Below are 13,713 nucleotides of genomic sequence, written 5' to 3'. Positions count from 1 at the left end.
GGTCAGTCGCGCCTCTCGGGGCGGAGGTCGAGCCCGATGTCGAGGATCGGGGCGGAGTGGGTGAGCGCGCCGACCGCCACGTAGTCGACCCCGGTCTCGGCGTAGGCGCGGGCGTCGTCCAGGGTGAGGCGGCCGGACGACTCCAGGACCGCGCGGCCGGCGACGAGGGCCACGGCCCGCCTGGTCTCGTCGGGCGTGAAGTTGTCCAGCAGGATCAGGTCCGCGCCCTCGGCGAGGACGGGCTCGATCTGGTCCAGGCGGTCCACCTCGACCTCCACCGGCACGCCGGGGAACTCCTCGCGGACCTTGCGGAACGCCGCCGCGACCCCGCCGGCGGCGATCACGTGGTTGTCCTTGACCAGCGCGGCGTCCGACAGGGACATGCGGTGGTTGACGCCGCCGCCGCAGCGGACGGCGTACTTCTCCAGGGCGCGCAGGCCCGGCGTCGTCTTGCGGGTGTCGCGGACCCGGGTGCGGGTGCCCTCCAGCGCGTCGGCCCAGGCGCGGGTGGCCGTGGCGATGCCGGAGAGGTGGCACAGCAGGTTGAGGGCGCTGCGTTCGCCGGTGAGCAGGTCACGGGTGCGGGTGGTGACGGACAGCAGCACCTGTCCCGGCTCGACGCGGTCGCCGTCCGCGACGTGCCGCTCCACCTCGAACTCGTCGGTGCAGACGATCGACAGCACGGCCTCCGCGATGTGCAGCCCGGCGACGGTACCGGCCCGGCGGGCCACGAAGTCGCCGGTCGCGACCGAGTCCTCCGGCACGGTGGCCACGGTGGTCACGTCCACGCCGTTGTCGAGATCCTCCTCGACGGCGAGGTGCGCGATGTCCTCGACCTGTACCGGGTCGAGTCCCCCGGCCGCCAGCAGCGCGACCAGGTCGGGGTCGAGGCCGCACTCCAGCGGGTCGTGGCCCGCGAAGTCCTCGCCGCCGCAGCCGCAGTCGTCGCCGCAGCCACCGGCCGGCTCGTCCTCGCCCGGCCTGCTGCCGATGGGCAGCAGGGTCAGCTCTACGGGCAGGGCCCGGTGGGATTCGGGGCTGGTCACGGCTGGTGGGTCTCCTCGGTGGCGGTGGCGTCCGTCGGCGGGAACGCGGTGGTCTCGGTTGGGGCGGCGTGCAGGGTCGGGCCCGCGTCCCCGGGCCGCAGGGTGAGGACGAGGTGGCGCCGCCAGTGGGCATCGTCCCGCCCCTGGTGGTCCTCGCGCCAGTGACAGCCGCGCGTCTCCGCGCGGTGCCCGGCGGCGGCGACCAGCACCCGTGCGACCAGATGCAGATTAGCCGTCTCCCAGGTGTCGGTGCCCGGCTCGGCCGGCTTGCGGTCCTCGCCGCCCGCGAGCGCGTCCAGCGCCCGGGCGGCGGCGGCCAGGCTCCCGGCGGAGCGCAGCACTCCGGCGCCCTCGGTCATGACCCGCTGGATCGTGGCGCGGGCCCCCGCCGGACCCGGCCCGGGACTGCTGCCGCCGGAGGCCCGCGCCACGATCCATGTAAGTGCGTGGTGATAAAGACGAGAAGAGCGTGTAAGGAGGAGTAAGAGGGGAGAACGTGGGCTGTTTTTTTTTCAAGGAGGATACGGCATAGGAGATTGCTGCCTGTCTCGTGGGCGCGGAGATGTGTAAAAGAGTCGGGTGCACGCCCGTGCAGGCGGTCTCGCCGCAGGCGTACAGGCCCGGCACGGTGGTGCGGCCGGACAGGTCGGTACGGACCCCGCCGGAGGCGTAGTGCGCGGCGGGGGCGATGGGGATCGGGGCGGCAACCGGGTCGATGCCGTGGGCGCGGCAGGCGGCGAGGATGGTGGGGAAACGGCTCTCCCACATCGCGGCGCCGAAGTGCCGGGCGTCGAGGAACATGTGCGTGGTGCCTCGTTCGCGCATGCGCCGGGTGATGGCCTTGGCGACGATGTCGCGCGGCGCCAGTTCGGCCAGCTCGTGCTGCCCGGCCATGAACCGCACGCCGTCCGCGTCCACCAGGTGCGCGCCCTCGCCGCGCACGGCCTCCGAGATCAGCGGCTGCTGGCCCTCCGCGTCCGGCCCGAGATACAGGACGGTCGGGTGGAACTGGACGAACTCCAGGTCGGAGACCTCCGCCCCGGCCCGTAGCGCCAGGGCGACGCCGTCGCCGGTGGAGACGGGCGGGTTGGTGGTCGCGGAGAAGATCTGGCCCATGCCCCCGGTCGCCAGTACGACGGCCGGCGCGTGGACCGCGCCGACGCCGTCGTGCCGACCCTCGCCCATGACGTGCAGCGTCACCCCGGCGGCGCGGCCGGCGGCGTCCTTGAGCAGGTCGAGCACGAGGGCGTTCTCGACCGTCTCGATGCCGGCCGCGCGCACCGCGGCCACCAGCGCGCGGGAGATCTCCGCGCCGGTCGCGTCGCCCCCGGCGTGCGCGATACGGCGGCGGTGGTGGCCGCCCTCGCGGGTCAGCGCGATCGCCCCGTCCGGGTCGGCGTCGAACCGCGCGCCGAGCGCGATCAGCCGCCGCACCGCGGCCGGGCCTTCGGTGACCAGCGCCTCGACGGCCGTCTCGTCGCACAGCCCGGCGCCCGCGACCAGCGTGTCCGCCAGGTGCTGGGCGGGGGTGTCGCCCTCGCCGAGCGCGGCGGCGATGCCGCCCTGCGCCCAGCGGGTGGAGCCGTCGTCCAGCCGCGCCTTGGTGACGATGACGGTCCGGCGGCCGGCGGCGGCGCAGCGCAGGGCGGCGGTCAGGCCCGCCACGCCGGAGCCGACGACGACGACCTCCGCCTCGACGGCCCAGCCGGGGGCGGGCGCGGGCAGCGCGGCCGGGACAGCCGGGAGCGGCAGAGCGGGTATCGCCCCGGGGGTGGTCATGCGGCTGCTCCCAGGGTGAGGCGCGCGTTGTCGATCAGGCGGGTGGTGCCGACGCGGGCGGCGACGGCCAGGATCGCCGCGCCGGTGTGGCCGGCGGGGGCCTCGGGGAAGTCCGCGGGGTCCACGAGCGCCAGGGAGTCCAGGGCGAGCGGCGGCTCGGCGGCGGCGGCCTCGTCCAGCACGGCGCGGGCCGCGGCCCGCGCGCCGGTCGCGTCGCTGTGCCGCGCGGCGGCGGCCAGCGCCCGGGACAGCGCCAGCGCGGTGCGGCGCTCGGGCCCGGACAGGTACCGGTTGCGGCTGGAGAGGGCCAGGCCGTCCGGCTCGCGCACGGTGGGAACGCCGACGATCTCGACCGGGAAGTCCAGGTCGGCGACCATGCGGCGGATCAGGGCGAGCTGCTGCGCGTCCTTCTCGCCGAACAGCGCGACGTCCGGCCGGGTGAGGTGGAGCAGCTTGGCGACGACGGTCAGCATCCCGTCGAAGTGCCCGGGACGGGACGCGCCCTCCAGCCGTTCCCCCAGCGGCCCGGCGGCGAGCCGCACCTGCGGCGCGCCGCCCGGGTACATCGCGGAGTCGGCCGGGGCGAACACCGCGTCGGCGCCGGCCGCCGCAGCGACCCGCACGTCGGCGTCCAGCGTGCGCGGGTACCGGTCGAAGTCCTCGCCCGCGCCGAACTGGAGCGGGTTCACGTAGACCGTCACCACGACCCGGCCGCCGGGGCCGACCCGTTCCCGGGCGGCCCTGATGTTCGCGGCGTGGCCCTCGTGGAGGGCGCCCATCGTCATGACGACGGCCCGGCGCGTGCCGGGCGCGTCCGGCGCGTACAGCTCGCGCAGTTCCTCGGCGCGGCGCGCCACCGGCAGGGTCATCGCTCTCCTCCGTCCGTGCCCGGGCCCGGGCCGCCCGTGCCCCGCTCGCCGTCGGCGAGGACGCCGAGCAGCGCCTCGGCCAGCTCCGGCTTCAGCAGCCCGTGGTCCAGCGCCCGGTCGGCGGTGGTGCGGGCCATCGCCAGGTATCCCGCCAGGGCGTGCGGGGCGTGGGCGCGCAGCTCGGCGACGTGCGCCGCGACCGTGCGGGCGTCGCCCCGGGCGACCGGACCGGTCAGGGCGGCGTCGCCGGAGCGCAGCGCGTTGTCCAGGGCGGCGCCCAGCAGCGGGCCGAGCATCCGGTCGGGGGCGGTCACGCCCGCGGTGCGCAGCAGTTCGAGGGACTGGGCGACGAGGGTGACCAGGTGGTTGGCGCCCAGCGCGAGGGCCGCGTGGTAGAGCGGGCGGGCGCTCTCCTCGATCCACTCGGGCTCGCCGCCCATCTCGATGACCAGCGCCTCGGCGGCGAGCCGCAGCTCGGCCGGCGCGGTCACCCCGAACGAGCAGCCCGCCAGCCGCTGCACGTCCACGGGCGTGCCGGTGAACGTCATGACCGGGTGCAGCGCCAGCGGCAGCGCCCCCGCCCGCAGTGCCGGGTCCAGCACGCCGGTGCCGTACCGGCCGGAGCAGTGCGTCACCAACTGGCCGGGCCGGACCGCGCCGGTCTCGGCCAGCCCGGCGACCAGCCCGGGCAGCGCGTCGTCGGGGACGGTGAGCAGCACCAGATCGGCGCGGGCCAGCACCTCGTCGGGCGCGACCAGCGGCACGCCGGGCAGCAGCGCCTCGGCGCGGCGGCGGGCGGCGTCGGAGACGCCGGCCCCGGCCCCCGGCCGGGGGCCCGCCATGCGCAGCGCGGCGGCGAGCGCCGGCCCGACGCGGCCGGCGCCCACGACGCCGACGCGCAGCCGGGCGGGGCGGTCACGCGCCTCGGTGCCCCGGGGGGCGTTGGCGGCGTTCACGACGGCTCGTGCCTCTTTCGGTCAGGCGTTCCGGTCCGTGTCTTCGGTACCGGACGTCGCTCCATGCTACGGCCGCCCGCCGCCCCCGGGCGTACGGCGTCAGCGCCCGCCGGCCCGCACCAGGCCCGTCTCATACGCCAGGACGACCGCCTGCACGCGGTCCCGGAGGCCGAGCTTGGCCAGGATGCGCCCCACATGGGTCTTGACCGTGGCCTCCGAGACGAACAGCCGTTTGGCGATCTCGCCGTTGGACAGGCCCTGCGCGATCAGCATCAGGACCTCCCGCTCGCGGTCCGTGAGCTGGTCGATCTCCGGGTGGGCCGCGACGTCGGACGTCGGCAGCAGCGTCACGAACCGGTCCAGCAGGCGCCGGGTGGTGGAGGGGGCGACGACGGCGTCGCCGCTGTGCACGGCCCGGATCGCGCCGAGCAGCTCGTCCGGCGGCACGTCCTTGAGGAGGAAACCGGCCGCGCCCGCCTTGAGCCCGGAGAACGCGTACTCGTCGAGGTCGAAGGTGGTGAGGATGAGCACCTTCGGGTCGCCGGGGCCGCCGCCGCCCTCCTGGCAGACGCGCCGCGTGGTCTCGACGCCGTCCAGGCGCGGCATGCGCACGTCCATCAGCACGACGTCCACGGAGGTGGACCGCAGCACGTCCAGCGCCTCCAGGCCGTCCCCCGCCTCCGCCACCACCTCCATGTCGGGCTGGGCGGCCAGCACCATCTTGAACCCGGTTCGCAACAGAACCTGATCGTCCACGAGCATGACCCGGATCGGCATGGCCGGTCCCCCTCGGTTAGTCGTTGGCTGCCAGCGGCAGCGTGGCACTGATCCGGAAACCGCCGCCCGGCCGGGGGCCCGCCTTCAGGACGCCGCCGACCATACCGACCCGCTCCCGCATCCCGATCAGCCCCTGGCCGAGGCCGTCGGCCCCGCGCTCCCCGTACAGCTCGTGCTGCGCGCCGCGGCCGTCGTCCTCGGCGAGAACGGTCAGCGCGTCGCTGCCGTACTCCAGCCGGACCGTCGCGCCGACGTCGGGGCCGCCGTGCTTGCGGGTGTTCGTCAGGGCCTCCTGGACGATCCGGTACGCCGTCAGCTCCACGCCGCTGGGCAGCGGCCTGGGCGTGCCGTCGATGCGGAAGTCCACCGGCAGCCCGGTGTCCCTGACCTGGTCCACGAGATCGGCGAGCTGCTCGACGCCGGGCTGCGGCACGTAGTCCAGGGAGCCGGCGGCGGGGTCCTCGCCGCGCAGCACGCCCAGCAGCCGGCGCATCTCCGTGAGCGCCTGGCGGCCGGTGCCGGAGATGGTGTGCAGCGCGTTGCGGGTCTGCTCCGGCGCGGTGTCCAGCACGTAGGCGGCGCCGTCGGCCTGGACGACCATCACCGACACGTTGTGCGCGACGACGTCGTGCAGCTCGCGGGCTATCCGGGCGCGTTCGGCCGCGACGGCCATCCGGGCCTGCGTCTCCCGCTCCTGCTCCAGCCGGGCGGCGCGCTCCTCCAGCTCCGCGTAGTACGCCCGGCGGGTGCGCAGCGAGTCCCCGAGCACCCAGGCGAGGCAGAACGCGATGGTGAGGAACAGCACGGAGACGACCGTCTCGACCGGCGTCTCACCCTCGGCCTCGCCGGGCCAGCGGAGCGTGGAGACCGTGGGCGCCAGCAGGGCACCGGCCAGCGCCAGCCGCGACAGGCCGCGGTCGGTGCCGCAGGCGACGGTGAAGGTGATGATGAGGAACGCGAAGTTCGACGGGAGCGGCGGCACGTCGGCGACGAGCTGGAACAGGCCGCCGGCGAAGGCGAGTCCGAGCATCTTCCGCGGCGCCGCGCGGCGCCAGGTGACGACGGCGGCGTGGACGAGGGAGACGGCCATGCCGCGCAGCTCCGGCCCCTCGTACCCCGTCTCGCCCTGCACGGCGATTGTCAGGAAGGATGACATCAGCAATACGAAGGCCCAGAAGCCGTCGACCCATGTCGGGTGCCGGCGCAGGAAATCGTAGAGCCTGTTCACGTCACCCAGAGTAGGCACTGCGTGCGGCTGGGGAGTCAACCGGACGGCCGATACGTGAAGCGCTCAACTACTCCTCAAGGTGGACGGTGGGGTGGAGACGGTCAGGGGCGACGAGGCCGGTGACACGGCGAACGGGGAGGCGGGACGGCGCGTGGACGGCGAAGCGCCCGAGGAAACGCCCGGCGAGGCCGTCGGCTGGCGCGCGGCGGCCGAGCGGGCGCTGTACGGGCCGAACGGGTTCTTCCTGCGGGAGGCACCGGCGGCGCACTTCCGGACGGCGGTGCACGCCTCGCCGCTGTTCGCGCGGGCGGTGGCCGAGCTGCTCACGCGGGTGGACGAGGCGCTGGGCCGCCCGGCGGAGCTGGCGTTCACCGACGTCGGTGCGGGCCGGGGCGAGCTGGTCGCCGGGGTGCTGGCCGCGCTGCCGCCCGCCGTCGCGGCGCGGGTGCGGCCGTGCGCGGTGGAACGGGCCCCCCGCCCGGCGGGGCTCGACCCCCGGATCGACTGGCGGGCGGAGCCGCCGCCGGGCGCGGAGGGCCTGCTGTTCGCCAACGAGTGGCTGGACAACGTGCCGCTCGACATCGCCGAGCGCGGCGGTGACGGCGTGGTCCGGTACGTCCTGGTGGTCCCGTCCACCGGCGAGGAACGTCCCGGCGCGCCCGTGACCGGCCCGGACGCGGCGGGGCTGCGCCGCTGGTGGCCGCTGCCGCGCGAGGAGGGCGCCCGCGCGGAGATCGGGCTGCCGCGCGACCTCGCGTGGGCGCGGGCGGTGGGCAGCCTGGCCCGGGGTCTCGCGGTGGCCGTGGACTACGCGCACCTGCGCGCGGACCGGCCGCCGTTCGGCACGCTCACCGGCTACCGGCACGGGCGCGCGGTGCCGCCCGTCCCGGACGGCACCCGGGACCTGACCGCGCACGTGGCGCTGGACGCGTGCGCCGGGCCCGGCGCGGTGCTGCTGCCGCAGCGCCGGGCGCTGCGCGCCCTCGGCGTGACCGGGGGGCGCCCGCCGCTGGCGATGGCCACGGCCGACCCCGCCGGGTACGTACGGGCGCTGGCCGCAGCGGGCGAGGCGGCGGAGCTGACCGACCCGGCGGGGCTCGGCGGCTTCACCTGGCTGATCCAGCCGGTGGGCATCGGCGCCCCGCCGCTCTGAGTCGGCCCGGCCGCGCCGGCCGCGTGCCGGCTACTTGTCGATGTCGCCGACGATGAAGAAGAACGAGCCGAGGATCGCGACCATGTCGGCCACCAGCGTCCCCGGCAGCAGCTCCCCCAGCACCGAGATGTTGTTGTACGAGGCGGTGCGGAGCTTCAGGCGGTACGGCGTCTTCTCGCCCTTCGACACCAGGTAGTAGCCGTTGACGCCCAGCGGGTTCTCCGTCCAGGCGTACGTGGCGCCCTCCGGCGCCTTCAGCACCTTGGGCAGCCGCTGGTTCACCGGGCCCGGCGGCAGCTCGGCGAGCCGGTCGAGGCAGGCGTCGGCGAGATCCAGCGCGTTCGCCGTCTGCTCGAACAGCACCTCCATCCGGGCCCGGCAGTCCCCGGCCTCCCGGGTGGCGACGCGCAGCACGTCCCGCAGCTCCCCGTACGCCAGGTACGGCTCGTCGCGGCGCAGGTCGAAGTCGACGCCGCGGGCCCGCGCGATGGGGCCGGACACCCCGTAGGCGCAGGCCAGTTCGGGGCTGAGCACGCCGACGCCGGTGGTGCGGGCGAGGAACACCTCGTTGCCCAGCACCAGATCGTCCAGTTGCGCGAGCCGCGTGCGGACCGCCGCGACCGCCTGCCGGGCCCGGCCGGTCCAGCCGGCCGGCAGGTCCTCCTTCAGGCCGCCGACGCGGTTGAACATGTAGTGCATCCGGCCGCCGGACACCTCCTCCATCACCTGCTGGAGGCTCTCGCGCTCGGTGAAGGAGTAGAAGATCGGTGTGATGCCGCCCAGTTCCAGCGGATAGGAGCCGAGGAACATCAGGTGGTTCAGCACCCGGTTCAGCTCGGCGAGCAGCGTGCGCAGCCACACCGCGCGCTCGGGGACCTCCATGCCGAGCATCCGCTCGACGGCGAGGACCACGCCCAGCTCGTTGGAGAACGCCGACAGCCAGTCGTGCCGGTTCGCCAGCACGATGATCTGCCGGTAGTCACGCGCCTCGAAAAGCTTCTCCACGCCCCGGTGCATGTAGCCGACGACCGGCTCGGCGCGCGAGATGCGCTCCCCGTCCAGCGTGAGGCGCAACCGCAGGACACCGTGGGTGGCCGGGTGCTGGGGGCCGATGTTCAGCACCATGTCGGTGCTCTCGGCGGCCCCGCCGATCCCGACCGTCGTGTGCGCCGTCTCCGCCATGCGCGCCAGTCTCGCACCTTCTCCGCCCTCTTCCAGCCCCCGTCCCCGCTCTAAGCTTTCCGGCATGGACACGGTGGCACAGGGACCGGCACCGGACGGGGGGTCCGAGGCGGCGGGCGGTGAGCGCTGGCGGGCGATCGAACCCGGCCTGCTCCGCATGCGACGGCTGCTCCTCGTCCTGTGGCTGGGCCCGCCCGCGCTGGCCGCCGCCGTGCTGCCGCCGCTCTTCACGGACGGCCTCTGGTCGCTCCTCGCGGTGCCGCCGGTGGCGGTGGCGGCCGGGAGCTGGCCGGCGCTCGGCCGCAACTGGCGGTCCTGGCGCTATCTCGAACGCGACGACGACCTCCTCATCAGCCGGGGCGTCCTGTGGCGGCAGCTCACGGTCGTCCCCTACGGCCGGATGCAACTGGTGGAGGTCACGTCGGGGCCGCTGGAGCGCCGCTTCGGCCTGGCCCGGCTCCAGCTCCACCCCGCGGCGGCGGCCCCCGACGCCACCGTCCCCGGCCTCGCCCCCGCCGAGGCGGAACGGCTGCGCGACCGGCTCACCGAGCTGGGCGAGGCCCGCTCGGCGGGGCTGTGACCCCGGTGCCCCCCGCGCCCGGGGACGGCATCCCCGCCGGGAGCGGCAAGCGGCTCCACCCGCTGACCCCGTGGCGGCGGGCATGGGCACCGCTGGCGGGCCTCTTCGCGGTCGTCGCGCAGAACGCCGACCAGCTCCGCACCTGGACCGCCTCGCTCGGCACCGGCCGGTCGCTGGCGCTGGTCGCCACCGTCCTGGTCTGCGCCTCCGGCTACGGCTGGCTGTCCTGGCGCGTCACCCGCTACCTGGTGACCGACACCGAACTGCGCATCAGGACCGGGCTGCTGTTCCGCCGCAGCGCGCACCTGCGCCTGGACCGAATCCAGTCCGTGGACATCACCCGGCCGCTGCTGGCCAGGGCGCTGGGCGTGGCCAAGCTGAAGATGGACGTGGTCGGCTCCGGCTCGGCGGACGAGCTGGCGTTCCTCGACGAGAACGAGGCGCGTGACCTGCGCGCGGAGCTGCTGGCCCGCGCCGCCGGGATCGCCCCGGAGGCGGCGCCCACGGCGGGCGAGGCGCCGGCGCGGGCGCTGTACCGGGTGCGGACCGAGGACCTGGCGTGGGCGCTGGCGCTGCTGGGCAGCGCGTGGGGGTTCCTGCTGGGGGCGCTGGTCCTGGCGCCGCTGGTGTGGGTGGCGACCGGCAGCCTCTTCGCGGCGCTGGTGGTCGTGCTGCCGATGCTGGCCGCGGTCTGGCGGGGCAGCCTGGGCGCCTTCCTCACGCAGTACGGCTGGACGGTCAGCGAATCACCGGACGGGCTGCGCCTGGACCACGGCCTGCTCCAGCGCGACCACGCCACCGTGCCGCCGGGCCGGGTGCAGTCGGTGCGGATCGTGGAGCCGCTGCTGTGGCGGGCGCGCGGCTGGGTCCGGGTGGAGCTGGAGGTCGCGGGCGCGGGCAACGAGAGCGGCCTGCTGCTGCCGGTCGCGCCCCGCGCGGTGGCCGGCGCGCTGATCGGCCGCATCCTGCCCGCGGTGGACCTGGAACAGGCCCTGGCCTCGGTCCACCGCGCGCCCCGCCGGGCCCGCTGGGCGGTCCCGGTCTGGCGCGTCGGCTACGGACACGGCGTGACGGACGCGGTGTTCGTGGCCCGCCAGGGCCGGCTGCGGCTGCGGCACACGCTCGTGCCGCACGCGAAGGTGCAGAGCGTGCGGCTGACGCAGGGGCCGTGGGCGCGGAAGCTGCGGCTGGCCCACATCCACGTGGACCACGGCGCGAACGGCACGGCGACCGCCCGCCTCCAGGACGCCGACCACGCCACCCGCGAGGTCGCCGCCCAGGCCACCCGCTCCCGCCTGAGCCGCCGCCGGGCCACCCCGGAACGCTGGCTGACGGGCCCCCCGGCGGCGCCGGAGGCCACGGACGGCACGAACGACACGGCCTGACCCGTGCCCCGCGTACGCGCTCGCACCCGGCGTCGTCACGCCGCCGCTCGCCGGGGCGGCCCGGACGACGGTCAGCACGACGAGGCCGCACGGGGACGACGCGGGCCGGGCCGTTCCCCCTGCGGCGTCCGCCGCGCCCTGTCTGCCGCCCGGCACTCCGGGCACGTCAGGACGGCGGTGAGGCACGCCCGGCAACTGCCGCACCGGGCCGGGTCAGAGGTCCTCGTCCGGGGAGGTGCCGAGGGCGTCCTCGTCGCCGTCCGTTTCCTCCTCGTCGTCGTCGATCAGCACCGGTGAGCCGTGGTGCGACCAGAGCTTCCACGCGCCGTCCCCGGTGCGGCGGAAGACGTTGGTCGCCACGACGAGCCCGCCGACCAGTGGCCCGGCGGTGCCGTCGGCCTCGGCGGGGCCGCCGCTGAGGATGTTCTCGGTGCAGGTCACCAGGGCGGTGTCGCCCAGTACGGAGACCTCGACATCGGTCAGGAAGAACTGGATGTACTCGGTGTTCGCCATGATCAGCGCGTAGGAACGGATCACCTCGCCGCGCCCGCTGATCACCGGCCAGCCGGGGTGGACGACGCTGACGCCGTCGTCGAGCCACTGCTCGGACATCGCCTCCAGGTCGCCGCGCTCCAGCGCGTCGTACAGCGCGGTGTTGGCGGCGGACACCGCCTCGACGTCCTTCGGGGCGCCGCTCACGCGGCTCCCTCCCCGCCCGCGCCGGTGACGGCCCGCACCACCCGTACCGCGTCGGCGCTGGCCCGCACCTCGTGCACGCGCACCGCCCAGGCGCCCGCGCGGGCGGCCAGCGCGGTGACGGCGGCGGTCGCCGCGTCCCGCTCGCGGGCGGGCGGCGGGGTGCCGTCGGGCCGGGCCACCACCCGGCCCAGGAACCGCTTTCTGGAGGCCGCGATCAGCAGCGGCAGGCCCAGTTCGGCGCGCAGCCGGTCCACGGCGGCCACCAGCGCCAGGTCGTGCCCGGCCCGCTTGGCGAACCCCAGGCCGGGGTCGGTGACGATCCGGTCCGCCGCGATCCCGCCCGCCACCGCGGCGTCCAGGCTCGCGCGCAGTTCGCCGATCACCTCGGTCACCACGTCTCCGTATACGGCGCGGTCGTTCATGTCGACGCTCTGGCCGCGCCAGTGCATCACGACGAACGGCACCTCCGCGTCCGCCACCACCGGCACCATCCGGGCGTCGGCGCGTCCGCCGCTCACGTCGTTGACGAGCCGGGCGCCCGCCGCGACCGACCGCTCGGCGACGGAGGCCCGCATGGTGTCCACGCTGACGACGACGCCCTCACCGGCCAGTTCCCGCACCACGGGGATGACCCGCCGCAACTCCTCCGCCTCGTCCACCCGCGTCGCGCCGGGCCGCGTCGACTCCCCGCCGACGTCCACGAGATCCGCGCCCTCGGCCACCAGATCCAGGCCGCGCTTGACCGCGGACTCGACGTCGAACCCCCGCCCGCCGTCGGAGAAGGAGTCCGGTGTGACGTTGACCACCCCCATGACCGCGCAGCGGTCCCACCGGGGCAGACCGGTCACCTGGCCGTGCGAGATGCTCATGCCACCAGGGTAGGGGCAGCGGTCCCGGCCCCGGGCCGCGCGGGAACACCGCCGGGGCGGACGGTGCTGACAGGGGGGTCGAGGTCTCGCAGGTAGATTCGAATACCGGACCGAGGCGTCATGCCGCCGCCACCCGACCGAGGGAGTGACCGCCGTGGACAGAATCGCCTTGCGCGGACTGCGTGCCAGAGGCTTTCACGGCGTGCTCCCGAGGGAACGTGCCGAGGGACAACCGTTCGTCGTCGATGTCGTCCTGGGCCTCGACACCCGTCCCGCGGCCGAGACCGACGACCTGGCCAGGACCGTGCACTACGGCGTCGTGGCCGAGGAGGTCACCGCCCTGATCGCGGGCGAGCCCTGTGACCTGCTGGAGACGCTGGCCCAGCGCATCGCCGACCGCTGCCTGACGCACGACGCCGTGCGGGAGGTGGAGGTGACGGTGCACAAGCCGGAGGCGCCGATCACCGTTCCCTTCGACGACGTGTCCCTCACCATCACGCGGAGCCGAGCATGACCCCCGATGCCCCGTCCTCCCCCGATCCGACCGTCCAGCCGGTGCCCGCGTCCGTCGTGCGGCAGGTGGACGCCGCCGACTCGACGCTCCACAACCCCAGGACCGCCGTGCTGTCCCTCGGCAGCAACCTCGGCAACCGCCTGGAGACCCTTCAGGGCGCGGTCGACGCGCTCGCCGACACCCCGGGCCTGAAGGTGAAGGCCGTCTCCCCCGTCTACGAGACCGAGCCGTGGGGCGTCGAGCCCGGCACCCAGGGCGCGTACCTCAACGCCGTGGTGCTGCTGCGGACCACGCTGCCGCCGTCCTCGCTGCTGGAGCGGGCCCACGCGGTGGAGGAGGCGTACCAGCGGGTCCGCCACAGCCACTGGGGTCCGCGGACCCTGGACGTGGACATCGTGGCGTACGAGGGCATCGTCTCCGGCGACCCGGCGCTCACCCTGCCCCATCCACGGGCCCACGAACGGGCTTTCGTGCTGGCGCCGTGGCACGATGTCCAGCCCGACGCCGTTGTCCCCGGACGGGGCACGGTCGCCGGGCTGCTGTCGGAGGTGGCGGGGCAGGGCGTGACGCTCCGGTCGGACCTCGGGCTCGTCGTCCCGGACTGACCCCGGGGCCGACCGGGTCCTGAGCCGGGTGGCTGCGGCAGACTACGACTTCGGACCATTCACGACGAGGG

At 75.4% G+C, this 13,713-nt stretch carries 13 protein-coding genes and 1 pseudogene; 5 read left to right on the top strand and 9 right to left on the bottom strand.

Annotation, left to right across the window (positions count from 1 at the left end; all coding sequences use genetic code 11):
* Positions 1-2 precede the first annotated feature (2 nt).
* From nadC to BN2279_RS17980, 6 genes and pseudogenes are all read right to left on the bottom strand, one after another.
* Entirely contained in the window at positions 3-1,046 is a 1,044-nt protein-coding gene (gene nadC, locus BN2279_RS18010; protein ID WP_059010784.1) for a carboxylating nicotinate-nucleotide diphosphorylase, read from the bottom strand.
* Positions 1,043-2,825: pseudogene (locus BN2279_RS18000) on the bottom strand (L-aspartate oxidase). Before BN2279_RS18000 ends, nadC begins: the two are co-directional and overlap by 4 nt.
* On the bottom strand, positions 2,822-3,694 hold the full coding sequence (gene panC, locus BN2279_RS17995) for a pantoate--beta-alanine ligase (protein ID WP_079032259.1): 873 nt from the start codon (positions 3,692-3,694) through the stop codon (positions 2,822-2,824). Before panC ends, BN2279_RS18000 begins: the two are co-directional and overlap by 4 nt.
* On the bottom strand, positions 3,691-4,650 hold the full coding sequence (locus BN2279_RS17990; protein ID WP_059010781.1) for a Rossmann-like and DUF2520 domain-containing protein: 960 nt from the start codon (positions 4,648-4,650) through the stop codon (positions 3,691-3,693). Before BN2279_RS17990 ends, panC begins: the two co-directional genes overlap by 4 nt.
* A 99-nt stretch (positions 4,651-4,749) precedes the next feature.
* A complete protein-coding gene (locus BN2279_RS17985) occupies positions 4,750-5,427 on the bottom strand; it encodes a response regulator (protein WP_059010779.1) in 678 nt (225 codons plus the stop codon).
* 16 nt (positions 5,428-5,443) lie between these two features.
* The gene (locus BN2279_RS17980; RefSeq protein WP_059010778.1) at positions 5,444-6,655 is read right to left on the bottom strand and encodes a sensor histidine kinase; all 1,212 of its coding nucleotides are present in this window, start codon (positions 6,653-6,655) and stop codon (positions 5,444-5,446) included.
* A 91-nt stretch (positions 6,656-6,746) separates the two neighbouring features.
* Between BN2279_RS17980 and BN2279_RS17975 the strand changes: the two genes are divergently transcribed.
* Positions 6,747-7,808: an SAM-dependent methyltransferase gene (locus BN2279_RS17975; protein ID WP_407702263.1), complete on the top strand. Its 1,062-nt coding sequence runs from the start codon at positions 6,747-6,749 to the stop codon at positions 7,806-7,808.
* 30 nt (positions 7,809-7,838) lie between these two features.
* Here BN2279_RS17975 and BN2279_RS17970 read toward each other — a convergent pair whose 3' ends face one another.
* Complete coding sequence (locus tag BN2279_RS17970; RefSeq protein ID WP_059010776.1) at positions 7,839-8,990, bottom strand: NADH-quinone oxidoreductase subunit D; 1,152 nt, start codon at positions 8,988-8,990, stop codon at positions 7,839-7,841.
* A gap of 64 nt (positions 8,991-9,054) precedes the next feature.
* On the opposite strand from BN2279_RS17970, the gene BN2279_RS17965 reads away from it, so the two are divergent.
* Both BN2279_RS17965 and BN2279_RS17960 read left to right on the top strand, forming a co-directional pair.
* Positions 9,055-9,570, top strand: coding sequence for a PH domain-containing protein (locus tag BN2279_RS17965; RefSeq protein ID WP_059010774.1), 516 nt, complete (start codon positions 9,055-9,057; stop codon positions 9,568-9,570).
* Positions 9,567-10,955, top strand: a complete 1,389-nt coding sequence (locus BN2279_RS17960) for a PH domain-containing protein (protein ID WP_059010773.1) — start codon at positions 9,567-9,569, stop codon at positions 10,953-10,955. The genes BN2279_RS17965 and BN2279_RS17960 overlap by 4 nt, the downstream gene beginning before the upstream one ends.
* Before the next feature lie 213 nt (positions 10,956-11,168).
* Here the strand turns inward: BN2279_RS17960 and BN2279_RS17955 are convergent, their stop codons facing one another.
* A complete protein-coding gene (locus tag BN2279_RS17955; RefSeq protein WP_059010771.1) occupies positions 11,169-11,654 on the bottom strand; it encodes a nuclear transport factor 2 family protein in 486 nt (161 codons plus the stop codon).
* Positions 11,651-12,523, bottom strand: a complete 873-nt coding sequence (gene folP, locus BN2279_RS17950; RefSeq protein ID WP_234347983.1) for a dihydropteroate synthase — start codon at positions 12,521-12,523, stop codon at positions 11,651-11,653. The genes BN2279_RS17955 and folP overlap by 4 nt, the downstream gene beginning before the upstream one ends.
* 154 nt (positions 12,524-12,677) lie before the next feature.
* Between folP and folB the strand changes: the two genes are divergently transcribed.
* The gene (folB, locus tag BN2279_RS17945; protein ID WP_059010966.1) at positions 12,678-13,037 is read left to right on the top strand and encodes a dihydroneopterin aldolase; all 360 of its coding nucleotides are present in this window, start codon (positions 12,678-12,680) and stop codon (positions 13,035-13,037) included.
* Positions 13,034-13,642, top strand: coding sequence for a 2-amino-4-hydroxy-6-hydroxymethyldihydropteridine diphosphokinase (gene folK / locus BN2279_RS17940; RefSeq protein ID WP_059010768.1), 609 nt, complete (start codon positions 13,034-13,036; stop codon positions 13,640-13,642). Before folB ends, folK begins: the two co-directional genes overlap by 4 nt.
* Positions 13,643-13,713: the final 71 nt, after the last annotated feature.

This window comes from Streptomyces specialis (genome assembly GCF_001493375.1).
In the GTDB taxonomy this organism is placed as follows: Bacteria; Actinomycetota; Actinomycetes; order Streptomycetales; family Streptomycetaceae; genus Streptomyces; species Streptomyces specialis.
The sequence above is the reverse complement of the archived record's forward strand: the minus strand, read 5'-3'. Positions and strand labels throughout refer to the sequence as shown.

Coding starts and splice junctions, on each gene's coding strand:
- panC (WP_079032259.1), bottom strand. CDS start 3,694: ATGACCCTGCCGGTGGCGCGCCGCGCCGAGGAACTGCGCGAGCTGTAC.
- BN2279_RS17985 (WP_059010779.1), bottom strand. CDS start 5,427: ATGCCGATCCGGGTCATGCTCGTGGACGATCAGGTTCTGTTGCGAACC.
- BN2279_RS17970 (WP_059010776.1), bottom strand. CDS start 8,990: ATGGCGGAGACGGCGCACACGACGGTCGGGATCGGCGGGGCCGCCGAG.
- BN2279_RS17965 (WP_059010774.1), top strand. CDS start 9,055: ATGGACACGGTGGCACAGGGACCGGCACCGGACGGGGGGTCCGAGGCG.
- folP (WP_234347983.1), bottom strand. CDS start 12,523: ATGAGCATCTCGCACGGCCAGGTGACCGGTCTGCCCCGGTGGGACCGC.
- folK (WP_059010768.1), top strand. CDS start 13,034: ATGACCCCCGATGCCCCGTCCTCCCCCGATCCGACCGTCCAGCCGGTG.